Here is a 26,863-nt window from a genome sequence, read left to right as displayed (position 1 = left end):
GCTTTTTCGTCGTGCGCTTGCTCCGTCCAGGCTGTTTTGAAACGGGCATATTGACCTTCGATCGTTGAACCGACAAGCTCCACCGTCAACAGCACAGGTTCAAACAACAAAAAACACAAAGCGTCGCTGTGGAAGCCCAACGGAGGGTTCATGCGAAGCGAGATACGCCGGCCCACGATCGTCGCGACAGTCGCCGCAACCGTTTCGGCGGTCGTGGCGGCCCTGCTCGCCGCTCCCACCGCCGCGCAGCCGCAGCCGCCCGGCGGCCCGACCGATCCCGCGCAGGTCGAGTCCTACCTGGAAGATCCGCGGCGAACCGGTGAAGGCCAGGAACCGCAGCACGCGCTGCTGCGCCCCTACGCCGACGCCGAGCAGGCGCTGCGCAGCGCGCGGCACGACACCGACGCCGCCGCGGACGAGCCGACCCCGTGGACTCTGCCGTTGGACGGGCGCTGGCGGTTCCGCTACGCCGAGCACCACCGCGACCTGCCCGAGGGCTGGCAGAGCGGCGGCGCTGAGGGCGCGGGCTGGTCGGAGGTGTCGGTCCCCGGCGTATGGCAGCAGCAGGGCCACGACCGGCCGATCTACCGCAACGTGCCCTCCGAGGTCGCCCCGTACGACCCTCCGAAGGTGCCCGACGACGTGAACCCGACCGGCGCCTACGTCCGCGAGTTCGACGTCCCCGCCGACTGGGAGGGCCGCCGCCAGCTGCTGCGCTTCGAAGGCGCGACCAGCGGCTGGTTCGTCTGGGTCAACGGCCGCTATGCCGGCTACGACCAGGGCGGCTACACGCCCGCCGAGTTCGACGTCACCGACCACCTGCGGCCGGGCAGGAACACGATCGCCGTCCAGGTGCACCGCTGGGGCTCGGGTTCGTACCTGGAGAACATGGATTTCTGGCACTACTCCGGCATCTTCCGGGGTGTGCACCTCTACAGCGTGCCGCGCACGCACCTGGAGGACGTCACCGTCCGCACCGAGCTCGACGACACCTACACCGATGCCACCCTCCGGCTCGGTGTCGACGTGCGCCGGGCCGCCGGCGGCACGACCGGCCCGCACGCGGTGCGGGCGCGCCTGCACGACCCGAGCGGAGCCGTGGTCGCGGAGTTCGAGCGGGGGATCGAGGTGACCGGGCAGGGCGCGTCGGTCGAGCTCGCGCAGCCGGTGGCGAAACCGGCCCTGTGGAGCGACGAGACACCGGAGCTGTACGCGGTCGTGCTTGAGCTGCTCGACGACGAAGGCGCGGTCCTGCACACGACTCAGCAGCCGGTCGGGTTCCGCGAGGTCGAGGTGCGCGACCGGCAGTTGCTGCTCAACGGCAAAGCCGTCGACCTGCGCGGGGTGAACCGGCACGAGCACGACCCGGCGACCGGCCGGACCGTCGGCCGCGACCGCCAGCGCCAGGACGCCGACCTGATGCTGCGGCACAACGTCAACGCCGTGCGCACCTCCCACTACCCGAACGACCCGTTCTGGTACCGGCTGGCCGACCGGCGGGGGCTGCTGCTGGCCGACGAGGTGGACGTCGAGACCCACTACCGCGAGGACTGCTCGGCCGCCGACGACTGCCTCGCCGACCGCGACGAGTGGCAGCGGGCGTTCGCCGACCGCTTCGCGGCGCTGCTGGAGCGGGACAAGAACCACCCCAGCGTGATCATCTGGGACACCGGCAACGAGGCGGGGTTGGGCAGGACCCACTACGCGATGGCCGAGCACGCCCGCGCCACCGACCCGACCCGGCCGCTGTACCACCAGTCCAACTCGCCCGACGGCGACGCGCCGTTCGCCGACGTCTGGGGTCCGCGCTACCCGTCGCCGGACCGGCTGGAGCAGATCGCCCGCGAGACGACGAAACCCGTGGTCATGGGCGAGTGGCTGCACGCCATGGGCAACAGCCTCGGCCACTACGAGGACATGTGGAAGACCATCCGGCGCGAACCGTCGCTGCAGGGCGGTTTCGTCTGGGACTGGGTCGACCAGGGGCTCGCGCGTCCGCTGCGGTCGACGCCCGACGTCTCCGGCAACGGCATCCCGGTCCACTACGGCGGAAACCCCGAGGTGGTGGAGGGCGTGTCGGGCAAGGGGCTGGAACTGTCCGGTCTGGACGACTGGGTGGAGGCCTACCGCGACCCGAGGCTGGACGTCACGGGCAAGGCGGTGACGCTGGACATCCAGGTCAAGCCGCTGTCCTGGCGGGGTTCGGGCACGTTCCTCTCCAAGGGCGACAAGCAGTGGGCGCTGCAGATGCCCGATCCCGGCCACGTCGAGTTCTTCGTCTACGGCGAAGGCGGGTGGCACACCGCGCGTGCGGCGGTGCCGCCGAACTGGTGGGGCCAGTGGCACCGGGTGAGCGGCACCTACGACGGGTCGCGGGTCAGGCTCTTCGTCGACGGCACCGAGGTCGCCGCGCAGCCCTATTCCGGGGACATCGCGCCGAACACGATGTACACGGTCTCGGTCGGCCGCAACCAGGAGAAGCACACCGACGCCTTCGCCGGGCGCACCACGCACGCGGTGGTCGACTCCGCGCGCGTCTACGACACGGCGCTGACCCCGGAGCGGCTCGCCGCCGACCCGGTGGACCAGGCGGTGCTGGCGCTGGACTTCGACGTGGAGGAACGGCGGGGCGAGTTCCTGGACTACGGTTCGTCGAACTTCCTCGCCAACGGTGTGATCAACGCCGACCGGACCCCGCAGCCCGAGCTGGCGCAGATGGCCTACAGCCACGCGCCGATCAGGTTCGAGGCGGGTGCGGCCGACGGCGAGTTCACCGTCCGAAACCTCAACCACGCGCTGTCCACCTCGGCCTACGAGCTGAGCTGGAAGCTGGTCGAGGCCGGACGCGAGATCGCGGGCGGCCCGGTCGAGGCGGAGGCGGCACCGGGCGAGTCGGCTCCCGTGCGGCTCGCGCTGCCGCCCGCGGGCCGGACCGAACGCTTCCTGGTGCTCGAAGCGCGGCGCGGCGGCCACGTCGTGTCGACCGAGCAGCTCCGGGCTGGCGGCAGCGAGCCGGCGCCACCGCCGGTCGCCCCCGGCCCCGCCGGCGACCTCGTCGTCGAGGACGGGCAGGCGGCGGTGACGGTGCGGGGTCAGGGGTTCACCTACACGTTCGACCGCGCGGCCGGGACGCTGACCTCGATGGATGTCGACGGACGTCAGCAGCTCGCGGGCGGCCCGGTGCTCGACGTGTTCCGGGCACCGACGGGCAACGAGTGGAGCGGCTGGAGCGGGCTCGACGCCGAGGCGCGGTTCCGCGCAGCCGGACTCGACAGGCTCACCACGCGGGTGCGGTCCGTGGAGGTCGAGCAGCCGTCACCGCGCGAGGTGCGGGTCGCGGTCGACACCGATGTCGCGGGTGCGCCCGGCAACGGCTTCGACAGCCGGTGGGTCTACACCGTCGACGGTTCCGGCGAGGTCCGCGTCGACCACGAGGCGGAGGCCTACGGGCAGCAGATGCGGTCGCTGCCGTGGTTGCCGCGCGTCGGCATGCTGCTGCGGCTGCCGGATTCGGCCGGGGACCTCACCTGGTACGGGCGCGGGCCGGGCGAGTCGTACCCGGACCGCAAGGACTCCCAGCACGTGGGGTTGTGGTCGGGAACCGTCGACCAGCAGTGGTTCGACTTCCTGCCGCCGCAGGACAACGGCGTCAAGGTCGACACCGCCTGGGCGTTGCTCTCCGGCGGCGGTGGCGGGCTGCAGGTGTCGGGTGCGGGGATGGCGATCGCCGCGGACCGGCACTCCAACGCCGAACGGACCGCTTTCGCCCACGAACTCGTCCGCGACGGGTTCGTCAACCTGCACGTCAGCGCCGCCGTGACGGGTCTGGGCGACACCCCGGTGCCGGTGCAGGACCGCTACCGCGTCCGCGCCGACCAGAAGCACGGCTACTCGGTGACGCTGCGCCCGGTCCGCCGGTAGCGGGCCTCCCGCGGCACCGCCGGCAGGCGGCGGCGGTGCCGCGGGAGCACCGCCGTCCGGGGCGGTCGCCGCGCGAGATCCGCGCGCCTGCCGCCCACGGGGGCGGAGAACCTTCGTGACCAGGGCTGACGTAACCTGAGGAACCGTGCTCGTCATCGCGCTGGACACCTCGACCCCCGCGGTCACCGCAGGCCTGGTCGCGCTGGAGGACGGCAGCGCCCGGTCGCTGGCCGAGCGCGTCACGCTCAACCCCCGTGCGCACGGTGAGCTGCTGACGCCGCACCTGACCGACGTCATGGCCGAGGCGGGCCGCGAGCTCGCCGAGGTCGACGCGATCGTGGTCGGCTCCGGGCCCGGCCCGTTCACCGGCCTGCGGGTCGGCATGGTCACCGCCGCCGCCCTCGGCCACGCGCTGGACCGCCCGGTGCACCCGGTGTGCGGGCTGGACGCCATCGCCGCGCGCGCCGCGACCGGCGAGCCGCTGCTGGTGGCCACCGACGCTCGCCGCAAGGAGGTCTACTGGGCCGTCTACGGCGCCGACCGCGCGCGGCTGACCGGGCCGCACGTCCAGCGCCCCGCCGACGTGCCCGCCGAGACCGCCGGGCACGGCGTCACCGCCGCGGCCGGTGAGATGGCCGGGCTGTTCGGCCTCGACGTCGTCGAGCCGGGCCACCCCACCCCGCTGGGGCTGGTCGAGGCCGCCGACCTCGACGCCCCGCCGCAGCCGCTGGTCCCGCTCTACCTGCGCCGCCCCGACGCCGAGGCGCCCGGCCCGCGCAAGCAGGTGACCGCGCGGTGAGCGAGCGCGACGGGAACGGGGTGCGCGTCGCCAAGCTGCGGCGGAGCGATCTCAGGCGCTGCGCGGAGCTGGAGCAGGTGCTGTTCCCGGCCGACGACCCGTGGTCGCGCGCCGCCTTCGCCGCCGAGCTCGACATGGGCCACTACTACATCGGTGCCTACGACGCCGGCGAGAACCTGCTGGGCTACGCGGGGCTGGCCCTCGTCGGCCGCCCGCCGGACGCCCAGGCGGAGGTGCACACCATCGGCGTCGACCCGGCGCACCAGCGCAGGGGCATCGGCCGGATGCTGCTGAAGGCGCTGCTGACCCGCGCCGACCAGCTCCGCGCCGAGGTGTTCCTGGAGGTGCGCACCGACAACGACGCCGCCATCGAGCTGTACCGGCGGCACGGCTTCGAGATCGTCGGGCTGCGCAGGCGCTACTACCAGCCCTCCGGTGCCGATGCCCACACCATGCGACGGGCCGCCCCGACCGCCGCCGCGCTGTCCACTGTGGAGGAATCACGATGACCGCCGAGGTCGTCGAGCGCGACCGGATCGTGCTCGGCATCGAGAGTTCCTGCGACGAGACCGGCGCCGGCCTGGTCCGGCTGCGCGGCGACGGCACGGTGCAGCTGCTGTCCGACGCGGTGGCCTCCAGCGTCGACCAGCACGCCCGGTTCGGCGGCGTGGTGCCCGAGATCGCCAGCCGCGCGCACCTGGAGGCGATGGCGCCGACCGTGCGCCGCGCCTTCGACGAGGCCGGGCTCGCGCTGTCCGACGTGGACGCGATCGCGGTGACGGCCGGCCCCGGGCTGGCGGGCGCGCTGATGGTCGGGGTCGCGGCGGCGAAGGCCTACGCCACGGCGCTGGGCGTGCCGCTGTTCGGCGTCAACCACCTCGGCGGCCACGTCGCGGTGGACACCCTGGAGCACGGGCCCCTCCCGCCGCGCTGCCTGGCCATGCTGGTCTCCGGCGGGCACACGCAGCTGCTGCTGGTGGAGGACATCGCCGAGAAGATCACCCAGATCGGCTCGACGATCGACGACGCCGCGGGCGAGGCCTACGACAAGGTCGCCCGCGTGCTCGACCTGCCGTACCCGGGAGGGCCGCCGATCGACCGGATGGCCAAGCAGGGCGACCCGGCGGCGATCGCCTTCCCGCGGGGGCTCACCGGCCCCCGCGACTCCAGGCACGACTTCTCCTTCTCCGGGCTCAAGACCGCGGTCGCCCGCTACGTCGAGCAGGAGCAGCGCGCGGGCCGCGAGATCTCGGTGCCCGACGTGTGCGCCTCCTTCCAGGAGGCGGTCACCGACGTGCTCACCGCGAAGGCGGTGCGCGCCGCCCGCGACCACGACGTGGACACCCTGGTCATCTCCGGCGGCGTCGCGGCGAACTCGCGGCTGTCGGCGCTGGCCGCCGAGCGCTGCGCGGCGGCGGGCATCGAGCTGCGCGTGCCGCGCCCGAGGCTGTGCACCGACAACGGCGCGATGATCGCCGCCCTCGGCGCGCACGTGCTGGCCTCCGGCGCGAAGCCGTCGCCGATGGACATCCCCGCCAACCCCGGCCTGCCGGTGGAGACCGTCGTCCTGCGCTGAACCCGTCGTCGAGGTCAGGTCCGTCGTGTCGGCTGATCCGCACCCGCCAGGCGGGGAGTGGGGCATGATCGATCTCGTGACGCACACCAGCCCGACCTTCGTCCTGGTGACCGGTTCCGGTGCCACGTCGTTCCTGTGGAACCCGCTGGTCACCGAGATCGTGCTGCGCGGGCACCGCGCCCTGCCGGTCGAACTGCCCGGCCACGGCTTCGACGCGGTGTTCCCCGACGGCTACGGCAGTCCGCAGGACACGGAGGTGTTCGCCGGCGCGCCGTCACCGCTGGCCGCGCTGACGCTGGACGACTACGCCGACCACGCGCTCGGCGTGGTGCGCCGGGCCGCCGAGCACGGTCCGGTGGTGCTGGTCGGGCACAGCCTGGGCGGCGCGACCGTCACCCGCGTCGCCAACGCCGCGCCCGAGCTGCTGGCCCACGTCGTGTACCTCTGCGCGTACTGCTGCGTGGACGAGCCGTCGGTGGCCGCCTACGCGCCCTCGGCCCCGGCACCCGGCAGCCCGCTCGAGCGTGCGCGTCGCATCGCCTTCCTCGGTGACCCGCGCGGCACCGGGGTCATGCGCACCAACCCCAGGACCGGCGACCCCGACGTGCTCGCCGTGCAGCACGAGCTGCTGATGGCCGACCTCGACGCGGCGCGCGTGCCCGCGGTCCTGGCCTACGCCACGCAACCCGACGAACCGCTGCGAGTGGTGCTCGCCGACGCCCGGGTGGACCCGGCGACGTGGGGGCGCCTGCCGCGCACCTACGTCCGCACGAGCCGGGACGAGGTGGTCCCGCCCGCGCTCCAGGACCGGATGATCGCCGAGGCCGACCGCCGCACGCCGGGCAACACCTTCACCTCGCACACCGTCGAGGCGAGCCACTTCGCGCCGCTCACCCATCCCGCCGAGATCGCCGACATCCTGGTCGGCGCGCTCCGGCAGGAAGGCTGAAGCCTCTCGCAGTCGCGGTCCTCACCCGGCTCGCCGACCGGTCAGGCCCGCCACCAGAACGCCTTGACCGTGGCGAGCACCTCGCGCCGAGCCCCGCGCGCGGCGACGCGGCGCAGGCCGTCGGCCGCCGCGTCGTGGCCGACGCCGTAGGTGTCGATGCCGGCGCGGCGGAACAGCGCGACCGAACGCCGCAGGTGGAAGTTCGTCGTGACGACCGTGATCGCGCGCAGGCCGAAGGTCCGCGCCGCGGCGCGGGCGGAGCTGCAGGTGTCCACACCGGACTCGTCGAGCAGCACGTCCTCCGGCGGCACGCCGCGCGCCACGAGGTAGTCGCGCATGACGACGGGCTCGCTGTACCCGCGCGAGTGCGGGCTGCCGCTGACGATCAGGCGCCGCACCCGGCCCGCGCGGTGCAGCGCGAGCGCGACGTTGAGGCGGCCCTGGAGGATGCGGCTCGGGCGGCCGTCGTAGCGCACTCCGGCGCCGAGCACCAGGCCGAACTCGGTGGCAGGCACGTCCTCGGCGGTGCGGATCCGGCCGGCGCTGCGGGCCAGCGCCCACTGCAACGGCAGCAGCACGAACGCCGCGAGGGCGAACCCGCCCAGCGCCACCAGCCACCAACGTCCGTGCACGAGATCAAGTGTGCCGTGTGCGCGGCAACGGCACCCGATGCCCCCTCGCCGCAGGTGGAGGCCCGCGAGTCTTCCGGGCTGCCCAAGCGGCCTGGATGACTCACGGGCCGGCGTCCCGGCCGGATCAGGCCGGGTTCAGCGTCGGGTTGCCGTCCTCGACCACGAAGCTCTTCGCGGTCTCGGCCGCCGCGTCGGGCTTGCTCACCTGGCCCAGCACGCGGTAGTCCGCGCGCAGCTGCGTCTCGGTGAACTTCGTGCGGATGTAGCCGCGCCGGTTGGCGTAGAACTTCACGTGCGGGTTCTCGCCGAGCACGTCCTCGTTGCCGTCGTCGTTGCCGTCGCCGCCGCTGGTGACCGACGTGGTGACGAACTCGGTGCCCACGGCGGGGGAGTCGGCGTCGTCGTGGGTCCGCTTGATCTCCGCCGCCCAGTGCCGGTGCACGTCACCGGTCAGCACGACGCCGTTGCGCACCTTGCTCCCGGCCATCGCCCCGGCGATCCGGTCGCGGTTGGCGACGTAGCCGTCCCAAGCGTCCATGTTGTAGCCCTTTTCGGCACCGGGCGTCAGGTCGATCTTGGAGAAGAAGACCTGCTGGCCCAGCACGTCCCAGCGGGCGCTGGTGGCGTTGAACCCGTCGATGAGCCACTTCTCCTGCTCGGCACCGGTCAGCGAGCGGTTCGGGTCCTCGCGGTCCGAGCAGCCGGACTGCACGCCGTCGCCGCAGGCCTGGTCGCTGCGGTACTGCCGGGTGTCGAGCATGTGGAAGTTGGCCAGCGCGCCCCACTGGTAGCGGCGGTAGAGCTGGGTGTCGATGCCGTTGGGCTTGGAGCCGCTGCGCAGCGGCATGTTCTCGTAGTAGGCCTGCATCGCGGCCTTGCGCCGGTCGAGGAAGCCGTCGTCGGGCTTCTCCGGCGTCTCGTCGGCCCAGTTGTTCTCGATCTCGTGGTCGTCCCACACCACCAGCCACGGCGCGACCGAGTGCGCGAGCTGGAGGTCCGGGTCGGTCTTGTACTGGCCGTGGCGCTGGCGGTAGTTGGCCAGGGTCCGCGTCTCCGGCCCCAGCACCTTGCGGACGTCGGAGTCCTTCGCGGCGTACTCGTACTGGTAGTCGCCCAGGTGCAGGATCAGGCCCGGCTCGTCCTCGGCCATCCGGCGGTAGGCGGTGAAGTAGCCCTCGCCGAAGTGCGCGCAGGACGCGAAGCACATCGTCAGCTCGCCCATCGTGCCCGGCGCGGGCGCGGTGCGGGTGCGGCCGACCGGGGAGATGCTGCCCTCGGCGCGGAAGCGGTAGAAGTACTCGGCGCCCGGCTTCAGGCCCTCCAGCTCGACGTGCACGCTGTGGCCGAGGTCCGGCGCGGCGTCCTGCTCACCGGACTGCACGATCCGGGAGAACGCCTCGTCCTCGGCGACCTCCCACTGCACCTCGACGACCTTGTCGGGCATGCCGCCGGTGCCGTCCTCCGCCGTCGGCTCCGGCGCGAGGCGGGTCCACAGCACGACGCCGTCGGCCAGCGGGTCGCCGGAGGCGACGCCGAGCGTGAACGGGTCGGCGATGCGGCGGCCGAGGCCGGCGCCCGGCGAGGACAGGGCGCTGGCGAGCGAGGTGCCGCCGAGCGTCGAGGCACCCAGTGCGGCGGCACCGCCCAGCAGGACGGCGCGGCGGGACACCGCGCGACGGGGACCGGGGTTGGTGGGATCGGACATGCTCTGGTCCTCCGGTGGTCGGTTCGGGTTCGGGTCCGCACACCTTCACGCGAACGGATGGGAAAAGGTACCGATTGTCGGCAAGTGATCCGTGAATTCCCGGCGAAATGATCCTTCGGCCCCAGTTGCCGTTGGCCATTCGGCGGAGCCGCGCAGGGCCGACCGGGTGTGCGGCGGGGTCTGCGATCCGTCGGCAGGCGCCGAACGGGTGCTTCGACAGCCGATCGGCCTCGCGGTGGTTCCGGACTGCCGATCATTGGCTGGTTCGCGAAGTTCTCTGGTTCCACGATGACATCTGGGAGGACGTGGATGAGATCAGTGATCCGCAGAACCGCCACCGGCCTGATCGGCGCCTCGCTGGCGCTGACCGCGGTGGTGACCGCCCCGGCCACGGCGGCCGGGCGGGAAACCGCCGCGATCAAGTGCAACGACAGCGGCGAGGGAGGGAGGGCCTTCTACCACGGTCCTTCCGCCGGGGACGTCTACGACGGCAAGTTCAGGCAGGGCAACCCGATCCCGGGTCTGTCCGAGGGTTACGTACCCCAGGGCCTGGGGGCCTGGAAGAACTGGGACGGCGCCGGCCACGACATGATGCTGGTCAGCATGTACATGGACGGGTACAAGGGGCGCGTCTACGGGATCGAGGCTGGTACCAGCAAGGTCTTCGGCCCGGTCGACATCAGGAGCGCCCACGCGGGCGGCGTCGCCGTCGTCAAGGGCTGGGTGTTCGTGCCCGGTGACAACAACAGGTCCATGAACAAGTACAAGGCCGCCGACCTCGCCGCGAAGTTCAAGGCCGGGGGACGGCAGACGCTCGCGCCGAACGGTCCGGCTCAGAAGGTCGGAGGGGCTTCGTTCCTCACCGGCTACGGCGGTGTGCTGTACACGGGCCATTTCGACGAGGACCGGATGTACACCTACGCCGTGAACGGGGCGACCGGTCGGCTCGAGAAGACCGCGACCTACAAGACGCCCGACAAGACGCAGGGGGTGATGGTCACCCGCACCCACTTCGTCTACAGCACGTCCTACGGCCGGAAGAACCCCAGCAACATCCACGTGGTCGCCCGCGGCAAGAACATCGACCACCGCAGCGCCAAGTGCTTCCAGGCGCCGAGCATGTCCGAGGGCATCGCCGACTACGAGGGCACCGCGTGGCTGCTCTACGAGTCCGGCGCGACGGGGCAGTACCCAGGCGCTCGCAACGTCATCAAGCACCTGCACTGGGCCCGCACCGCCGATCTGCCGAAGTTCACGGCAGGCTGACCGGCTCGGCCGTTCGAACATGTCATCGAGCGGGTCGCGCTCTCCAAAGGTGCTGGTCAGGCCGGTGGGCGGGTACGTACGCGGGAGAACCTAGGTATCGGTACGTGGATTCTCCGGATGTGCGGGGGTGGCCGGGTGCCCGAACCTGGAGAGGTCCGACAGACAACGTCAGAACGGTGAGCGGCCATGCGGCCTCTCCGTCCGGAGGGACCCCCTCCCCCGACCGGGCGAGGGCCGCTCCGGTGGCCGGGCGGGCCTCCCCCGACTTCGCCCGGTCGCATCGCGTGCCGCAGGCCGTTCGGCAACCACGCTCCCCCAGCCCCGAGGAAGTGGTTTCGATGGCCCCGAGATCCGCAGCAGGCGGGTACGCCCCGCCGCGGCCCGCCTGCGCGGCAGAGATCCCGCACCAGCGCCTGCCCTACAGCGCGTCCTGGTTCCTGTCCCTGCTGCACGTGTACCGGGGCTGCGTCCTCTTCGACAACGGCCTGGTGGGCGGGCGGTCCGGCTACGTCGGTGACGAGCACCTGCGCCGGGACTCGGTCGAGCTCGACCAGAAGGCGCTGTTCGAACTGTGGCAGGCGGCCCTGATCGACGTGGACGCGACGCAGGTCTTCGCCCCGGACGGGCACCGGGTGACCATCACCCGCGCCGGTGAGGACCTGCTGGGCAGGTGGCGCCGCATGGCCGAGGGCCACAAGGCCTGACCTGCCCCCTCGCGAGCCCGCCCGAGGGCATCGGCGAGAATCCCGGCCGCCACCGACAGCAGCGGCCGGCTTCCGGAACGAAAGCACGGCAACAACGAGGTTGTAGGCAACAGCGATGGGACTGATCGAGAAGTACACCCTGGCCAGCCGGCAGGAGCGGATCGCCGAGACGCCCGACCGCGTGGACCCCGCGAAACCAGGTCACGCGGCGCGCTTCCACGGGCGGTTCGACTCCAGCGAGCCCCCGAAGCGCGCGCCGTACCGGCGTTGGCGGCTGCCCTGACCGTCCTGCGGCGGCCCTGGCAGGCCCGCGCGGTTTCGGCAGCGACTTTGACCGGACTGCGGCGGCCCTGGCAGGCCCGAGGCGGCTGTGGTCGCCGGTCCTGAACCGGAGACCCCGGCTCCCCGCTGAGTGCGGGGGCCGGGTTCAGCGCGTGCCGGGCGCCTCGCCCGGCATCGCGTACGCGTCGCCGGCGAGCCCCCGACGGCCGGGCGGGGAGGTCACTTCGGGCGCCAGCTGGATCGCCCTGGTGGTCCCGAGGGTCCGGGTGGCCGGGACGGCCGGGGACGGCGCTCCCACGGCCGGTTGGTCGGTCTGGTCGGGGCCATGGTGAGGAACTTAGGGCACCGGAGGGTCTCGATGTGAATTCCCCCGGGGGATTGGTGACATATCCCGCATGCGGATCTACCTGCGAAGATCGGCTTTTCCCACGGGTTTTCCGGCATTCGCGGTGGCCGATGACCGGCAGCTCCGGCTCCACGACCGCTCCCGCCGCGAAGCCGAGGATGCGCGCAGAGCCGGAAATCGCCTGGTAGCAGGGGATTCCGCGCCGCGAGCCTTCCCCTCGGCGGTTACTCCGTCCGCACTCCCGGTCCCCTGCGGCACGCCGAATCCGTCGGCCGCGGAGCCCGGAATCCGTTTTCAGCAACCGATTCCGGGCCCCGCACACCGTCAGCGCGCGAAGGTCGACGCTTCCTGCAACCCCGGCACCCGGTCGGAGACCACGAACGAAGCCTTCGTCTCCGCCGGGGCGTAGGGCCTGGACACGTACGGCAGCACGCGGAAGTCCGCCTTCAGCTCGGTGCTGGTGACCCTGGTCCGCACGTAGCCGCGCATGGTGTCGTGGAAGCGGATGTGCGGGTTCTCCGGATCCCCGCCGAAGTCCTCGCCCGCGGAGTCGCCGTTGGAGGTCACCGACGTGGTCACCAGCTCGGCGCCGACGACCGGGGCGTCCGGGTCGTCGTAGTCGAGCTTCAGGTCGTTGGCGTAGTGCTCGTGGATGTCACCGGTGAGCACGACCGGGTTGCGCACTCCCGCCTCGACCCAGCCGCGGGTGATCCGGTCGCGGGAGGCGGTATAGCCGTCCCAGGTGTCCATGTCGGTGACCTTCAGCGGTCCGGCCAACTTGTCGTGCCGGCCCATCATGACCTGCTGGCCGATCAGGTCCCAGCGCGCGCGGGACTCGCGGAAACCTTCCAGCAGCCAGGATTCCTGCTCGTCGCCGGTGAGCGTGCGGCTCGGGTCCGACTCCTGCCCGCACGGGCCGAGCAGCCCGCCGCAGGCCTGGTCGCTGCGGTACTGCCGGGTGTCGAGCATGTGCAGGTTCGCCAGCGCGCCCCAGCGAACCCGCCGGTAGAGCTGCATGTCGATGCCCTGCGGCACCGACGACCTCCGCAGCGGCATGTTCTCGTAGTAGGCCTGGAACGCGGCCCGGCGGCGCTCCAGGAACTCCTCGGTGTCGCCCCAGAACTCGTGGTGCTCGTCGGCCCAGTTGTTGTCGACCTCGTGGTCGTCCCACACCACCAGCCACGGCGCGACCGAGTGCGCGAGCTGGAGGTCGGGATCGGTCTTGGTCTGGGCGTGCCTGCGCCGGTAGTCGGCCAGCGTGAACGTCTCGCCGCCCTCGACCCGGCGGGCGATGCCAGGCAGCACCGGGTAGCCGAGGTGGCCGAACTCGTACTGGTAGTCGCCCAGGTGCAGAACCAGGTCCGGGTCGTCCTCGGCGATCCGGCGGTAGGCGGTGTAGAAGCCGTGCTCCCAGGCCGCGCAGGAGGCCAAGCACATCGTCAGCGGGGACGTGAGGGTGCCCGCGGCGGGAGCGGTGCGGGTGCGGCCGGTCCGGCTGAGGTGGTTCCCGCAGCGGAAGCGGTAGAAGTACTCGCGCCCGGGACGCAGCCCGGCGAGCTCGACGTGCACGGAGTGCCCGAGCTCGGGCGCGGCCTGCTCGCTGCCGCGGCGGACGACCCTGGCGAAGCGCTCGTCCTCGGCGACCTCCCACTGCACGTCGACCGCGCGCGCGGGCATGCCGCCGAGCCCGTCGTCGGCCAGCGGCTCGGTCGCGAGCCTGGTCCAGAGCACGAAGCCGTCCGGTGCGGGGTCGCCGGAGGCGATGCCGAGGGTGAACGGGTCGGCGCTCGCGCCGGCCCGGGCGGGTCCGGCGGCCAAGCCGATCGCGGCGGTCGCGCCTGCGGCCGCGATGAGGGTCCTGCGGGTCAGGGCGTGGCGTTCACCAGCGGGTTCGGGCATCGGGCTTCCTCCCTTGAGCTCGCGGTGGAGTATGCGCACCAAAAATGAAAAAGATTCGTGTATCCGGTGATCGCATCATGAACACCGCGCGCCGCCGTGTCTGCCGACGAACGGCGCAACCTCGTACGGGTGGTCGTCGCGGGGATGTCCGCAGCCCGTTGTTGAGCGCTGGCACTCGCGTGGGTAGAGTGCTAGACGAACGGCGCCGGAGCGCCCCGGCACCCGCGACGGCGGGGAGTCACGGAGCCGTCGTGAAACCAGCCAACGCTTCGAAGGCCCCAGAAGGTGGAGGTCACACCGTGGCGAGCATCAAGCCGCTTGAGGACAAGATCGTTGTCCAGGCGAGCGAGGCCGAGACGACGACTGCGTCCGGCATCGTGATCCCGGACACCGCCAAGGAAAAGCCCCAGGAGGGCAAGGTCCTGGCCGTGGGCCCGGGCCGCGTCGACGACAAGGGCACCCGCATCCCGGTGGATGTCAAGGAGGGTGACGTCGTCATCTACTCCAAGTACGGCGGCACCGAGGTCAAGTACAACGGCGAGGAGTACCTGATCCTCTCCGCCCGCGACGTGCTGGCCGTCGTCAACTGACGACCCGCCACCGCGAGCAACCACCGCCCCGGCGGTCCCACCGGGACCTCCGGGGCGGTCGCATGCCGGGAGCCGTTGAGCTCCCCTTCTTCGAAACCGAAGGGCTGTTGAACCAATGGCTAAGCAGATCGCTTTCGACGAGCAGGCCCGCCGGGCGCTGGAGCGCGGCGTGAACCAGCTCGCCGACGCGGTTAAGGTCACCCTCGGCCCGCGCGGCCGCCACGTCGTGCTCGACAAGCAGTTCGGCGGACCGCAGGTCACCAACGACGGCGTGACCATCGCGCGCGAGATCGAGCTGGAAGACCCCTACGAGAACCTGGGCGCCCAGCTCGCCAAGAACGTCGCCACCAAGACCAACGACGTCGCGGGCGACGGCACCACCACCGCCACCGTGCTGGCCCAGGCCATGGTCCGCGAGGGCCTGCGCAACCTGGCCGCCGGTGCCAACCCGACCGCGCTGGGCCGGGGCATCCAGGCCGCCACCGACGCGGTCGTCGACGCCCTCAAGGCCAAGGCGACCCCGGTCAAGGGCCGCGACAACATCGCCCAGATCGCCACCGTGTCCTCCCGCGACGAGTCCATCGGCGCCCTGGTCGGCGAGGCGATGGAGCGGGTCGGTGAGGACGGCGTCATCAGCATCGAGGAGTCCTCGACGCTGGCCACCGAGCTGGAGATCACCGAGGGCGTCCAGTTCGACAAGGGCTTCGTCTCCCCGTACTTCGTCACCGACTCCGAGCGCCAGGAAGCCGTCCTCGAGGACGCGCAGATCCTGCTGCACCGGGAGAAGATCTCCAGCATCCAGGACCTGCTCCCGCTGCTGGAGAAGATCGCCCAGAGCGGCAAGCCGCTGCTGATCCTGGCCGAGGACGTCGAGGGCGAGGCGCTGTCGACCCTGGTCGTCAACGCCATCCGCAAGACCTTCAAGGTCGTCGCGGTCAAGGCCCCGTACTTCGGCGACCGCCGCAAGGCGTTCCTGGACGACCTCGCCGCCGTCACCGGTGCCCAGGTCATCGCCCCCGAGGTCGGTCTCAAGCTGTCCGAGGCCGGACCCGAGGTGCTGGGCTCGGCCCGCCGGATCACCGTCACCAAGGACACCACGACCATCGTCGACGGCCGTGGCCCGCAGGACGACGTCAAGGCCCGCGCGGAGCAGATCCGCAAGGAGATCGAGGTCAGCGACTCCGACTGGGACCGCGAGAAGCTGCAGGAGCGGCTGGCCAAGCTGGCCGGCGGCGTCGCGGTGATCAAGGTCGGTGCGGCCACCGAGACCGAGCTCAAGGAGCGCAAGTCGCGCATCGAGGACGCGGTCGCCGCGTCCAAGGCCGCGGCCGAGGAGGGCAGCGTCCCCGGTGGTGGCTCCAGCCTCATCCACGCGGCCAAGGAGCTGAACGGCGACCTGGGCCTCTCCGGTGACGAGGCCACCGGCGTCCGGCTGGTCCGGACCGCCCTGGAGGCCCCGCTGTTCTGGATCGCCAGCAACGCCGGCCAGGAGGGCGCGGTCGTGGTCTCCAAGGTCCGCGACCTGGACTGGGGTCAGGGCTACAACGCCGCGACGCTGACCTTCGGCGACCTTGTCCAGCCGGGCATCGTGGACCCGCTGAAGGTGACGCGCTCCGCCGTCGCCAACGCGGCCTCCATCGCCCGCATGGTGCTCACGACCGAGAGCGCCGTGGTGGACAAGCCGGAGGAGGAGGACTCCGCGGCGGCCGGGCACGGCCACGGCCACTCGCACTGACGTTCGCGACGGTGGTGGCCGTGAACGGCGCACCACGCGAACAGGACTCGGGGCGGCACCCACGCGGGTGCCGCCCCGAGGTGCATCGCCACCCCGCCACGCCGACGAATGACGCCCCTCGTGGTCATTCGGCGACCGGTGCGGCCGGCGATGCCGGGTCCGCCGCTCCGCCAGTTCAGCTGGCCAGGGCGGCGACCCGGCGCTTGCGGGACTTGATGATCACTTCGCGTTCGGATTCGGACAGCCCGCCCCAGATTCCGTACGGCTCCTGCACCGTCAGTGCGTGCCGTCGGCACTGCTCAAGTACGGGGCAACGCTGGCAAACCTCTTTTGCCTTCGCCTCGCGCCGGGCCCGCGCCGGCCCCCGTTCGCCGTCCGGATGGAAGAAGTACGCGCTGTCCATGCCTCTGCAGGAGCCCCGTATCTGCCAATCCCAGATATCGGCGTTCGGTCCTGGAAGACGTCGAGTGTCCGCCATTGCGACAACCACCTCCAGTGGTGGATCCCCTCCCTGCCGCGGCGACCGCCGCGGCCTCGCGCGATCTACGGTAGAACCGCGCCAAAACTTGTTCAACCCTTATCGAGTCAAAAGCTGTTCACCGTTGGAGTGATCTCCTTGATCGGCAAGATCCGCCGCGCACCGGCTTGCTCCGGTCGCCCCGGAACCGGAACATGTGCCGGGTGACGACGCCGGAACCTGCGCAAGGGCAGGACGACTCCACTCGCATCGGCGAATCCGGACATTCCGGCGGTGCCTCCGGCGTCGATGGCGACCAGCCGCGGCTGACCGTCGCGGCCGTCGCCCGCCGGCTGGGCGTGGCCCCGGCGACCCTGCGGACCTGGGACCGCCGGTACGGGCTCGGACCCAGCGACCACACCACCGGCCGTCACCGGCGCTACGGACCCGACGACATCGCGCGGCTGGAGCAGATGCAGCGCGCCCTGCTGCGCGGTGCCTCGCCGGCCGAGGCCGCCCGGTTCGCCCGGTCCACGACCGCGCCGCTGTCGCAGCGCTACCCGGCCGAGGCCGGATCCGCGCCGCGCGTGGAGGGCGAGGCCGACGAGCCGGTGCTGTTCTCCGGCGTCATCGACGGCGACGACGGCGGTGCGATGGCCCTCGACCCCGGCACCAACACCGGTGGCCGGGGCCTGAAGCTTTCCGGCGCCGGGCCGCGGGCGCGCGGGCTGGGCCGGGCGGCCCTGGCGCTCGACTCCTGGTCCATCCAGCGGCTGCTGCTCGAGGCGGTCGCGGCCGAGGGCGTGGTGGCGACCTGGAACGAAGTGCTCCAGCCGGTGCTGCGGGCGATCAGCGAGCGGTGGCAGCGCTCGGGCACCGGCGTCGAGGCCCTGCAACTGCTGTCGGACTGCGCCTCGACCGCGCTGCGGTCGGTCATCGCGGGCGCCGCGGCGCCGCTCAACCCGCGCCCGGTCGTCTTAGCGCCGGTGCCCGGCGAGGGCCAGGAGCTGGAGTTGGTCGCGCTCGCCGCCGCACTGGCGGCCAACCGGGTCGGGCACCGGCTGTTCGGCGCCGCGCTGCCCAGGGAGGGGCTCGACGCGGCCGTCCGCCGCGCCGCCCCGGCGGCGGTGGTGCTGTGGGCGGGGCAGCCGAACTACGCCTCGGCGAAGCTCATCGGCGACATCCCCATCACCCGCCAGCGGGCGCGCGCGTTCGTGGCCGGGGCGGGCTGGGCGCAGGAGCCGCTGCCGGCACATGTCGAGCTGCTCGACTCACTGGGCACGGCGGTCGCACGCGTCTCGGAGACCGTGCTCGCCTGAGTTAAGCTCAGTGTGTCGCAAATCACATAGTGGTGTGCGGGTGAGTGAAGCGATTTCACGAAGACGGGCGACGGCGGCCCGGAACGGGGTGCGTTCGGGTGAATTCCGCAGCTATGGGCCTTGATCACGATCCACTGCTCCGCTCGTGTCGGACCTTGCTCCGTTCCGGTGAACCGGGCCCGTCCGCGGGGCCGCAGAATTTCTTGACGGATTAAGCACCGGATCGTGTCAAGGTTTGGCCCACGGCGTCCGATAGGGGTTATGGAACGTCACTCGCCTGCAGGAAGGAGTTCCCGTGACGACGGTCCTGATCTGCGATGACCGGCGTAGCGTCCGGGAAGGGCTCACTCGTGTGATGTCTGCTGTCCCCGGAGTGAGCCGGATCGATTGCGTAGCACACGGTGACGAGTTGCTCGCCCGTTTTTCGCGGCAAGCCGTGGACGTCGTGCTCGTCGGTACCCAACGCGCTGTCCCCAACGGTGTGGAGGCCACCCGCCGACTTGTCTCGGCCCACCCGCAAGCGAACGTGATCGTGTTCGGTGCCCCGGACGACGCGGGCAGCATCGCGGCGGCGATCGCCGGCGGTGCCCGCGGCTACCTCCGCTGGGACGCCTCGCGGCCCGAGCTGGTCGCGGCCCTGGCGCACACGCTCGCGAGCACCTCGGTGCCCGCTCCCCGGCAGCCGTCGGACCCCGGTGTGCAGCTGACCGAGCGCGAGCTGCAGGTGCTGCGCGGGATGAGCCAGGGCAAGAGCAACGGCCAGATCGGCCGCGAGCTCTACCTCTCGGAAGACACGGTCAAGACCCACGCCCGCCGGCTGTTCCGCAAGCTCGGCGTGCGCGACCGGGCCCAGGCCGTGGCGCACGGGTTCCGGCGCGGTCTGGTCGCCTGATCCGTCGAGCAGGTGCACCTTCCTGCTCTGTGGCTCCGCTCACGACGAGCCTGCTCCGGCACCGGCGATCCGGGAAGCCGCCCGGCAAGACCATGATCCGCGTCACCCTTCCAAGGGCACTCGGTCGTACCGGGCGGGCCCCGGCCACCTTCTCGACGTGGCGGACGCCACGATCGGTCCGGACCAAGAGCGCGGGAGCAGGCTTCGGCGTGTCCGGCGACTGCCGCGGCGATTCGCCGTTCCGGTGGGAGTCGCCAAGATCATCATCTTTTCCGTGGAACTCGGTTCACCCGTTCGCCTGCCTCGGCAAACGTGGGAAACGGCGGCATCTGGTAAGTGTGGAGACGTGACGACCACGGCCGCCTTCCCCCACTCCCTGTTCAGGGAGCGACCTCTGCCCGGTACGGTGAGCTCGGCGCGGCGTGCGGTGCACGCGAAGTTCGCCGGGACAATCCGAGTCGCTTGAACGCGTAACACCAGGGCTGCTGTCTGCGATGACCAACGTGGGGGACGGGCTGGACGCTCTTGTAAGCGCCGCCGTCGACGGCGATCGCCAGTCGATCGAGCGCTTGCTGGCCGAAATCCGTCCTTTGGTGGTGCGGTACTGCCGCGCCAGAGTCGGACGTAACGAGCGTTCGTTCGCTTCGGCGGACGACGTCGCCCAGGAAGTGTGCCTCGCCGTTCTCACGGCGTTGCCCAGTTACCGGGACCAGGGACGTCCGTTTCTGGCGTTCGTGTACGGCATCGCCGCACACAAGGTGGCTGATGCGCACCGCGCGTCGGCCCGCAACCGCTCCGAACCGGTCGCGGACGTTCCGGACACCCCGGAATCCGAGGCCGGACCAGAGCAGCGGGCCATGCAAGGTGAGCTTTCGGGCAGGATGGCGCAACTTCTGCGCGTCCTCCCGGCCAAGCAGCGGGAGATCCTGCTGCTCCGGGTGGTCGTCGGGTTGTCCGCGGAGGAAACCGCCGAAGCGGTCGGTTCGACGCCGGGGGCGGTGCGAGTGGCACAGCACCGTGCATTGGCCCGGCTGAGAAAGACGCTGTCCGCGGAGGAGGTGGTCTGAGTGGCTGAGCGGAAAGGGCCCGGGGGTGAAGAGGCGGGACGCGACCGTGTCGAGTCCGGCCAGCAGGACGACCGTTCGCGCGTCGAGGACGACCGGGAGGCACTTCCCGGCTCCGCCGACGCCGGCGATGGGACTGAACTGAACGAAAACCACCGAGTTTCCGACTCCGCTGAGTCTGGGACCACTGGCACCCGCAACACGGCCTCCGGTCGGGAAGACGCGGCCGGCCTGCACGTCTGCGGACCGCGCGACGCCGTGGAGTCCGGCGGTACCACCGAGCATGCCATCGGTGCGGCCGGCTCGCACGACACGCGGTCGCAGGAGCGGTCTTCCGGCGCCGACGAGCGGATTTCCGTTCCCCAGGAGCAGATTTCCGCGGCGGGCGGTGCCGACGGCGAGCAGCGCGCCGACGCGTCGGTGCGGGACGGTGACCAGGAATCCGCGCAGCGGGCGGAATCCGGCGCCGACGAGACTTCCGGTGGAACGGCCGCCACGGAGCGATTCGACCGGACCGCCGAGGTGATCGCCTTCCGGCCGCGTCCCGACGCCGACGCCGACGAACTGGTCGCGCTGGACGAGGGCGAAGAGGGCGAGCGGGTCGACCTGTCCGAGCTGCAAGCGGACGACGCGCTGCTGGACATGCTCGGCGGCACCAACCCCGACGTCCCGGCCGCCGGCGGTGATCCCACGCTGGACGCGCTGCTGGTCGCGTGGCGCCAGGACATCGACGCCGCGCCTATCGGCGAGCTCGTCGACGTCGACACGGCGGTCGCCACGATCGCCGAGGCCCGGCGGCCCCGGCGCAGGCTCAAGCGCAGGCACCTGGTGCCGGTGGCCTCCGCGGCCGCGGTGCTGATGATCACCTTCACCGGTGTCGGCCTGGCCGCGCGCGACGCCATGCCCGGCGACGCGCTGTGGGGTGTGGCGCAGGTGCTCTACACCGACCACGCCCGGATGGCGCAGGCCGCGTCGTCGGCCAAGGACGACCTGCACCGCGCCGAAGGTGCGCTGGACCTCGGCGACCGCAACGGCGCGGAGGCCGCGCTGGACCGGGCGCACGACATGATGCAGGACGTCGACGCCGAGCACGGTCTGGAGGACCTGCAGGCCGCGCACGCTTCGCTGACCGCGCGGATGGGCGAGGACGGCACCTGGTACCCCGACATGCCGTCGAGCTCGACAGAGCAGTCCTCGTCGTCGTCGCTCCCGCCGCCGAGCGGATCGCTCCCGCCGCCACCGCCGCCCACGCCGCCGACCTCCACGCCGTCGACGACGCCGAGCACGTCGACGCAGCCGACGGAGACTTCGTCGCGGCCGAGCGAGACCAGCGGCAGTGGCAGCACCGACCACCCGTCGAGCAACACCGGCCCGTCGTGGGGCTCGGGACTGTTCCCGTCCAACTGATCGAACCGAGGAGAGGGCCCTGCCGCAGGCGGGGCCCTTCTTCTTTCAGCGGGTGGGTCTCGCGGGCGCATCGGACGGTCCGCCGCTGCGCGTGGGTGAGGTTCTTCGCGCCCGGGCGAGCCCGGTGATCGGGATGGAGAGGAACGTGGCCCCGCTCGCCCTGCGAGGCGCCGGGGGCCCGCCGGTCGGCCGCGAGTGCCGGGCCAGCCAGTCGGACGCGAGTGCCGAGGCCCGACGGTTGGCCACGAGTGCCGAGGCCCGACGGTCGGCCGCCAGGTCAGTGGCTGTTCTCGTTCTCCGCCTCGGTCACGCCGTCGGCGAAGCCGCGGCAGTACTCCCAGGTCACGTACTGCTCGGGGTTGGGGTCGAAGGCGGGCTCGTGCGGACGCATCCGGCCGTCGTTGAGCAGCTGCTCCAGGCTGGCGCGCAGGAGCTCCCAGTCGTGGTAGTGAGATTCACCGCAGTCGGTGCAGTCCACGACGATGCCCCGGACGCCTCTGGGCTCCAGCAGCGCCTGGTAAACCGACAGATCGGTCAGGTCCGCGAGCAGCTCGGCCTGCTCCTCGTCGCCGAGCGGCGGGCCGAACTCGGGATCGTGATCGCCGAGCGTCATGCTCGGGTCGTCCGGGTCACCCGCGAACGGGTCTGGGGGCAACGGATCGTGCGGCACGGCCCGCACGGTACCGGCTGTGTCCAGTCCCGCGACGTTCGGCGTCGGCTGGGCTGCCCCGCGGCATCGGTCGGTGCGGACCTCGGCGGCCGCGTCCGGTGGCCGCCCGCGGACGGGGCATTCGGGCACTGACCAGCGGTCTCTATCATGTTGGAATCCCCCTCGCCGAGTCAGTGTTGCAACGTATGGCGACGACCCGGCGCCACCCAAGACCGCCCGCACCCTTCGGTTGTGGACCGTAGTTTGAAGGAAGGCACGCCCCCGCCATGACCAGCGAACTCACCGCACCCGGCTTTCCCTCGAAGTTCGCGAGCCTCGGGTTGACCTTCGACGACGTGCTGCTGCTGCCCGACGAGTCCGACGTCATCCCCAGCGGCGTCGACACCGGCACCCAGCTCTCGCGCAACATCAGGCTGCGCGTCCCGCTGCTGTCCGCGGCGATGGACACCGTCACCGAGGCCAGGATGGCGATCGCGATGGCCCGCCAGGGCGGCGTCGGCATCCTGCAGCGCAACCTCTCGGTCGAGGAGCAGGCCGCCCAGGTCGAGGTGGTCAAGCGCTCCGAGGCCGGCATGGTCACCGACCCGGTGACCTGCTCGCCGGAGGACACGCTCTCCGACGTCGACGCGCTGTGCGCGCGGTTCCGCATCTCCGGCGTCCCGGTGACCGATCCCGACGGCACGCTGGTCGGGATCATCACCAACCGAGACATGCGCTTCGAGGTCGACCACACCAGGAAGGTGCGGGAGATCATGACCTCCGCGCCGCTGGTGACCGCGCAGGTCGGGGTCACGGCCGAGGCCGCGCTCGGGCTGCTGCGCAGGCACAAGGTCGAGAAGCTGCCGATCGTGGACAACGCGGGCAAGCTGCGCGGCCTGATCACGGTCAAGGACTTCGTCAAGACCGAGCAGTACCCCGAGGCCACCAAGGACCCGGACGGCCGCCTGCTGTGCGGCGCCGCGGTCGGGGTGGGCGCCGACTCGCACGAGCGCGCGATGGCGCTGGTCGACGCCGGGGTCGACGTGCTCGTGGTGGACACCGCGCACGGCCACTCCCGCGCCGTGGTGGACACGGTGGCCACCCTGAAGAAGGAGCTCGGCAACTCCGTCGACGTCATCGGCGGCAACGTCGCGACCCGCGCGGGCGCCCAGGCGCTGGTGGACGCGGGCGCCGACGCGGTCAAGGTCGGTGTCGGGCCCGGCTCGATCTGCACCACCCGCGTCGTGGCGGGCGTCGGCGTGCCGCAGATCAGCGCGATCTACGAGGCCGACCAGGCGTGCCGCCCTGCGGGCGTGCCACTGATCGGCGACGGCGGCATCCAGTACTCCGGTGACATCCCGAAGGCGATCGCGGCCGGGGCGAGCAGCGTCATGCTGGGCAGCCTGCTGGCGGGCACCGCGGAGTCGCCGGGCGACCTGGTGCTGGTCAACGGCAAGCAGTTCAAGGTGTACCGGGGCATGGGCTCGCTGGGCGCGATGCAGTCGCGCGGCCAGGGCCGGTCCTACTCCAAGGACCGCTACTTCCAGGACGACGTGCTCTCCGAGGACAAGCTGGTCCCGGAGGGCATCGAGGGCCGGGTGCCGTTCCGCGGGCCGCTGGCCCAGGTCGTCGCGCAGCTCGTCGGCGGTCTGCGCTCGGGCATGGGCTACACCGGTGCCACCACGATCCCGGAGCTGCAGAACGCCAACCTGGTCCGGATCACCGCGGCGGGGCTCAAGGAGAGCCACCCACACGACATCACGATGACCGTCGAGGCGCCGAACTACACGACCCGCTGAGCGCCGGTGGCGCGGCCCGGCACGGGCCGCGCCACCGGTCGGGCTCGGCCGCTGCTGGTGGCCGAGCGTGCACCGGGTGCTACCGGGTGCCCCGGATGCACGTCACACGGATGCCGTAGAGACAATGTCTCGTTGGACAGCGGTGCCGCGAGGAAGGGACTGACGTGCGGGATCTGGTGGAGATCGGCATGGGCCGTACGGCCATGCGCGGCTACGACCTCGACGACGTGGAGATCGTGCCGTCACGGCGTACCCGCTCGTCCAAGGACGTCTCGCTGGCCTGGCAGATCGACGCCTACCGCTTCGACATCCCGCTGGTCACGCACCCGACCGACGCGATCGTCTCGCCCGCGACCGCGGTCCGCGTCGGTGAGCTGGGCGGGCTGGGCGTGCTCAACGCCGAGGGCCTGTGGGCGCGGCACGAGAACGTCGAAGAGCGCCTGGCCGAGGTGGTGCGCGCCGCCGAGGAGGAGCCCGACCCGGCGGTCGCGCAGAAGCTGCTGCAGAAGCTGCACGCCGCGCCGATCCGGCCCGACCTGCTGGCGCTGGCGATCAAGCAGGTCAAGGACTCCGGGGTCACGGTGGCGGCGCGAGTCAGCCCGCAGCATGCCGAGGAGCTGACCCCGCACCTGCTGGCCGCCGGTGTCGAGGTGCTGATGGTGCAGGGCACCATCGTCTCGGCCGAGCACGTCGCCCGCGACGGCGAGCCGCTGAACCTCAAGCGCTTCATCGCCGAGCTGGACGTCCCGGTGATCGCCGGCGGTGTCGGCGACTACCGCACCGCGATGCACCTGATGCGCACCGGCGCGGCCGGCGTGATCGTCGGCTTCGGCGAGTCCCGGTCGGCGACCACGACCCAGGTGCTCGGCATCGGTGTGCCGATGGCGACCGCGATCGCCGACGCCGCCGCCGCGCGCCGCGACTACCTCGACGAGACCGGCGGCCGCTACGTGCACGTGCTGGCCGACGGTGCGCTGAATTTCTCCGGTGACATCGCCAAGGCGATCGCGTGCGGGGCCGACGCGGTCATGCTCGGCGAGGCGCTGGCGGAGGCGTCGGAGTCCCCGGCGCAGGGCTACTACTGGACCGCGGCCGCGGCCCACCCGAGCCTGCCGCGCAGCGAGATCACCGCGTTCGACGGTGCCGGCGCCGATCTGGAGACCGTGCTGTTCGGTCCCAGCAGCGACCCGCTGGGCGTGCTCAACCTCTTCGGCGGCCTGCGCCGCGCGATGGCCAAGACCGGCTACCGGGAGCTGAAGGAGTTCCAGAAGGTCGGCCTGATGCTCCGCCGCTGAGGCCGGTGGTGCCCGCGGCCGCGCGGCCACGGGCACCGTCGGTGGCCACGCACCGGGTCGGCGGTCAGCGGCGGGCGATCGTGTCAGCGGCTTGCGGCGACCTGCCGCGTGAGCCGTCAGCGGCGGGGCGGCTACCGAGCGGTGGCGCCGGCGGTCGCCCAGCGACCGGGCGCGTCAGGTGTCGCGCAGCGAACTTTCGGTGACGGCCAGCGTCAGTTGTCGCGCCAGGCCAGCGGGGACGTGTCGAGCGCGGCGTCGGCGATCCGCCGGGCGGTACCGGTGACCAGCGCCCGCCGCGACGAGTCGATCCACGCCTGCACGCCCTGATAGCCCGCCGAGCGGTACTCGACCGCCTGGACCAGGCATTCCAGCCGGTCGGCGTCCTTGGCGCACCGCGCCTCGGCGCTCTCCTGAGCCTCGTACTCGGCGACCGCCTCCCGGACGGTCCGCGCCGCGGGGTCCGGCATCCGCGCCACCTGGTCCGCGGTGATCGCCTCGTTGGACGGACCGGCCCCGAGGTAGGGCCGCGCGGTGTGCGGGATGTCCCCGGTCCGCGTCTCCTGGCTGTCGTGCCACAGCGCCAGGAAGGCCGCGCGAGCGGGATCGGCGCCTTCCTGCGCGGCGATGAGCCCGGCGAGCTGCGACACCCGGAGGCTGTGCTCGGCGACCGACTCCGGGTCCCGGACGCCGACGTGCCACCAGCCCGCGCGCCGCATCCGCTTCAGGACCCCGAGTTCGAAGGCGAACTCGGCGATGCCCTCGGCACCGTCGCCGCCGCGAGCGCTGTCGTCGGTCAAGGCGGTGACCTCCTCTGCCGTCGTCCGCCACACGCTAGCCGGTTCCCGCACCCGCGCTCGGCGCAGCGACCGGAAGAACGCGCGGACGTCGTCGACGAGCAGACTCGCAGGGCCCCGAAGTAGCCGCCGCGGTCGAACTCCGACCGGTGCACGGCGTTGTTCTCCCGCTCGGCGCACCGCTGGATGCCGCCGGTTCTCGCCGAGGGCGTCGGCGTCGAACCACTCCAGCAGCTCGGCGTTCCGCGCGAGCTACGCGGTGGGGGAGTCGCGGGTTCAAGCAGGTGCTGGTCGTGGGGCCGGAGAAGCCGAAGCCCGGCACCGAAGGATGACCACGTCGAAGGCGTCGCGCCGCCGGGCGGGTCGGTGAGCGGCTCGACGATGCCCGCGAAGCCGGCGACTGTGCCCGGCCACCCGTGGGTGACCAGCAGCGGCCGCGCGCCCGGGGTGCGGTGAGCGGACGTGCAGGAAGTGCACGTCCTGGCCGTCGATGAGGTGGTGAACTTCGGGACCCGTTCAGCCGCGCCTCGTGTGCCCGCCAGTCGCAGGCTTCGCGCCAGTGCACGGGCGAGGTCGCGGACGTAGTCCAGCGGCACGTCGTGGTCCCACCCAGCGCCGGGCAACTCGTCGGCCCGCTCGGTCGTGGCCAGCCGAGCGCAGGTCGTCGAGGTCGGCTTCGGGGATGCCGATGCGGAAGGGGCGGATCGGCCATGACCGGACGCCAGGGCCGAGCGGGCCGGGACCTACATCGCCGGAACCGACTCCCTACTCGCGGTAGCTTTC

At 72.0% G+C, this 26,863-nt stretch carries 23 protein-coding genes; 16 read left to right on the top strand and 7 right to left on the bottom strand.

What is annotated here, in order from left to right:
• Nucleotides 1–150: 150 nt before the first annotated feature.
• The 5 genes from SACE_RS32370 to SACE_RS32350 all read left to right on the top strand — a co-directional run bounded on the left by SACE_RS32370 (nt 151) and on the right by SACE_RS32350 (nt 7,245).
• Nucleotides 151–3,921 carry a glycoside hydrolase family 2 TIM barrel-domain containing protein gene (locus SACE_RS32370; RefSeq protein WP_009943338.1) on the top strand — a complete coding sequence of 1,257 codons (3,771 nt, stop codon included), beginning with the start codon at nt 151–153 and terminating at the stop codon, nt 3,919–3,921.
• A 145-nt stretch (nt 3,922–4,066) separates the two neighbouring features.
• A complete protein-coding gene (gene tsaB / locus SACE_RS32365; RefSeq protein ID WP_009943340.1) occupies nt 4,067–4,720 on the top strand; it encodes a tRNA (adenosine(37)-N6)-threonylcarbamoyltransferase complex dimerization subunit type 1 TsaB in 654 nt (217 codons plus the stop codon).
• Between the two features lie 20 nt (nt 4,721–4,740).
• Nucleotides 4,741–5,229, top strand: a complete 489-nt coding sequence (gene rimI, locus SACE_RS32360; protein ID WP_011875132.1) for a ribosomal protein S18-alanine N-acetyltransferase — start codon at nt 4,741–4,743, stop codon at nt 5,227–5,229.
• Nucleotides 5,226–6,296, top strand: a complete 1,071-nt coding sequence (gene tsaD / locus SACE_RS32355) for a tRNA (adenosine(37)-N6)-threonylcarbamoyltransferase complex transferase subunit TsaD (protein WP_009943342.1) — start codon at nt 5,226–5,228, stop codon at nt 6,294–6,296. Before rimI ends, tsaD begins: the two co-directional genes overlap by 4 nt.
• A 64-nt stretch (nt 6,297–6,360) precedes the next feature.
• The gene (locus SACE_RS32350) at nt 6,361–7,245 is read left to right on the top strand and encodes an alpha/beta fold hydrolase (RefSeq protein ID WP_009943343.1); all 885 of its coding nucleotides are present in this window, start codon (nt 6,361–6,363) and stop codon (nt 7,243–7,245) included.
• 41 nt (nt 7,246–7,286) lie between these two features.
• On the opposite strand, the gene SACE_RS32345 is transcribed toward SACE_RS32350, so the two are convergent.
• Together SACE_RS32345 and SACE_RS32340 are read right to left on the bottom strand one after the other, a co-directional pair.
• Nucleotides 7,287–7,877 (bottom strand): SanA/YdcF family protein, encoded by a 591-nt coding sequence (locus tag SACE_RS32345; protein ID WP_011875131.1) that lies wholly within the window; start codon nt 7,875–7,877, stop codon nt 7,287–7,289.
• Nucleotides 7,878–8,001: 124 nt separating this feature from the next.
• On the bottom strand, nt 8,002–9,582 hold the full coding sequence (locus tag SACE_RS32340; protein ID WP_011875130.1) for an alkaline phosphatase D family protein: 1,581 nt from the start codon (nt 9,580–9,582) through the stop codon (nt 8,002–8,004).
• 309 nt (nt 9,583–9,891) lie between these two features.
• On the opposite strand from SACE_RS32340, the gene SACE_RS32335 reads away from it, so the two are divergent.
• The 3 genes from SACE_RS32335 to SACE_RS38505 all read left to right on the top strand — a co-directional run bounded on the left by SACE_RS32335 (nt 9,892) and on the right by SACE_RS38505 (nt 11,835).
• On the top strand, nt 9,892–10,848 hold the full coding sequence (locus tag SACE_RS32335) for a hypothetical protein (RefSeq protein ID WP_231849867.1): 957 nt from the start codon (nt 9,892–9,894) through the stop codon (nt 10,846–10,848).
• A gap of 338 nt (nt 10,849–11,186) precedes the next feature.
• Complete coding sequence (locus SACE_RS32330) at nt 11,187–11,552, top strand: hypothetical protein (protein WP_009943346.1); 366 nt, start codon at nt 11,187–11,189, stop codon at nt 11,550–11,552.
• Between the two features lie 115 nt (nt 11,553–11,667).
• Nucleotides 11,668–11,835, top strand: coding sequence for a hypothetical protein (locus tag SACE_RS38505; RefSeq protein WP_009943348.1), 168 nt, complete (start codon nt 11,668–11,670; stop codon nt 11,833–11,835).
• 669 nt (nt 11,836–12,504) lie between these two features.
• Here SACE_RS38505 and SACE_RS32325 read toward each other — a convergent pair.
• On the bottom strand, nt 12,505–14,079 hold the full coding sequence (locus SACE_RS32325) for an alkaline phosphatase D family protein (protein WP_009943350.1): 1,575 nt from the start codon (nt 14,077–14,079) through the stop codon (nt 12,505–12,507).
• 299 nt (nt 14,080–14,378) lie between these two features.
• Here SACE_RS32325 and groES point away from each other — a divergent pair, with 299 nt between their 5' ends.
• Both groES and groL read left to right on the top strand, forming a co-directional pair.
• The gene (gene groES, locus SACE_RS32320; protein WP_009943351.1) at nt 14,379–14,669 is read left to right on the top strand and encodes a co-chaperone GroES; all 291 of its coding nucleotides are present in this window, start codon (nt 14,379–14,381) and stop codon (nt 14,667–14,669) included.
• 115 nt (nt 14,670–14,784) lie between these two features.
• Nucleotides 14,785–16,404, top strand: a complete 1,620-nt coding sequence (gene groL / locus SACE_RS32315; protein WP_009943352.1) for a chaperonin GroEL — start codon at nt 14,785–14,787, stop codon at nt 16,402–16,404.
• Nucleotides 16,405–16,579: 175 nt separating this feature from the next.
• Here groL and SACE_RS32310 read toward each other — a convergent pair whose 3' ends face one another.
• Nucleotides 16,580–16,882, bottom strand: a complete 303-nt coding sequence (locus tag SACE_RS32310; RefSeq protein WP_021341378.1) for a WhiB family transcriptional regulator — start codon at nt 16,880–16,882, stop codon at nt 16,580–16,582.
• A gap of 203 nt (nt 16,883–17,085) precedes the next feature.
• On the opposite strand from SACE_RS32310, the gene SACE_RS32305 reads away from it, so the two are divergent.
• The 4 genes from SACE_RS32305 to SACE_RS32290 all read left to right on the top strand — a co-directional run bounded on the left by SACE_RS32305 (nt 17,086) and on the right by SACE_RS32290 (nt 21,543).
• On the top strand, nt 17,086–18,180 hold the full coding sequence (locus SACE_RS32305; protein ID WP_009943355.1) for a MerR family transcriptional regulator: 1,095 nt from the start codon (nt 17,086–17,088) through the stop codon (nt 18,178–18,180).
• A 295-nt stretch (nt 18,181–18,475) separates the two neighbouring features.
• Nucleotides 18,476–19,072, top strand: coding sequence for a response regulator transcription factor (locus tag SACE_RS32300; protein WP_029621413.1), 597 nt, complete (start codon nt 18,476–18,478; stop codon nt 19,070–19,072).
• Between the two features lie 494 nt (nt 19,073–19,566).
• A complete protein-coding gene (locus SACE_RS32295; protein ID WP_021341376.1) occupies nt 19,567–20,139 on the top strand; it encodes a sigma-70 family RNA polymerase sigma factor in 573 nt (190 codons plus the stop codon).
• Nucleotides 20,140–21,543 carry an anti-sigma-D factor RsdA gene (locus tag SACE_RS32290; protein ID WP_009943360.1) on the top strand — a complete coding sequence of 468 codons (1,404 nt, stop codon included), beginning with the start codon at nt 20,140–20,142 and terminating at the stop codon, nt 21,541–21,543.
• 277 nt (nt 21,544–21,820) lie between these two features.
• Here SACE_RS32290 and SACE_RS32285 read toward each other — a convergent pair whose 3' ends face one another.
• Complete coding sequence (locus SACE_RS32285) at nt 21,821–22,222, bottom strand: DUF5319 domain-containing protein (protein ID WP_021341375.1); 402 nt, start codon at nt 22,220–22,222, stop codon at nt 21,821–21,823.
• 257 nt (nt 22,223–22,479) lie between these two features.
• On the opposite strand from SACE_RS32285, the gene guaB reads away from it, so the two are divergent.
• Both guaB and SACE_RS32275 read left to right on the top strand, forming a co-directional pair.
• Nucleotides 22,480–23,991 carry an IMP dehydrogenase gene (guaB, locus tag SACE_RS32280; RefSeq protein WP_009943363.1) on the top strand — a complete coding sequence of 504 codons (1,512 nt, stop codon included), beginning with the start codon at nt 22,480–22,482 and terminating at the stop codon, nt 23,989–23,991.
• Nucleotides 23,992–24,155: 164 nt separating this feature from the next.
• Entirely contained in the window at nt 24,156–25,286 is a 1,131-nt protein-coding gene (locus SACE_RS32275) for a GuaB3 family IMP dehydrogenase-related protein (protein WP_009943364.1), read from the top strand.
• A 212-nt stretch (nt 25,287–25,498) separates the two neighbouring features.
• Here SACE_RS32275 and SACE_RS32270 read toward each other — a convergent pair whose 3' ends face one another.
• Both SACE_RS32270 and SACE_RS40330 read right to left on the bottom strand, forming a co-directional pair.
• Nucleotides 25,499–26,083: an HD domain-containing protein gene (locus tag SACE_RS32270; RefSeq protein ID WP_009943365.1), complete on the bottom strand. Its 585-nt coding sequence runs from the start codon at nt 26,081–26,083 to the stop codon at nt 25,499–25,501.
• Nucleotides 26,080–26,703: an epoxide hydrolase N-terminal domain-containing protein gene (locus SACE_RS40330; RefSeq protein ID WP_162131628.1), complete on the bottom strand. Its 624-nt coding sequence runs from the start codon at nt 26,701–26,703 to the stop codon at nt 26,080–26,082. Before SACE_RS40330 ends, SACE_RS32270 begins: the two co-directional genes overlap by 4 nt.
• Nucleotides 26,704–26,863 lie beyond the last annotated feature (160 nt).

Origin of the sequence: Saccharopolyspora erythraea NRRL 2338 (assembly GCF_000062885.1) — a bacterium.
Taxonomy (GTDB): Bacteria; Actinomycetota; Actinomycetes; order Mycobacteriales; family Pseudonocardiaceae; genus Saccharopolyspora_D; species Saccharopolyspora_D erythraea.
Note: the sequence above shows the minus strand (reverse complement) of the source record. Positions and strands in the feature narration are given on the sequence as shown.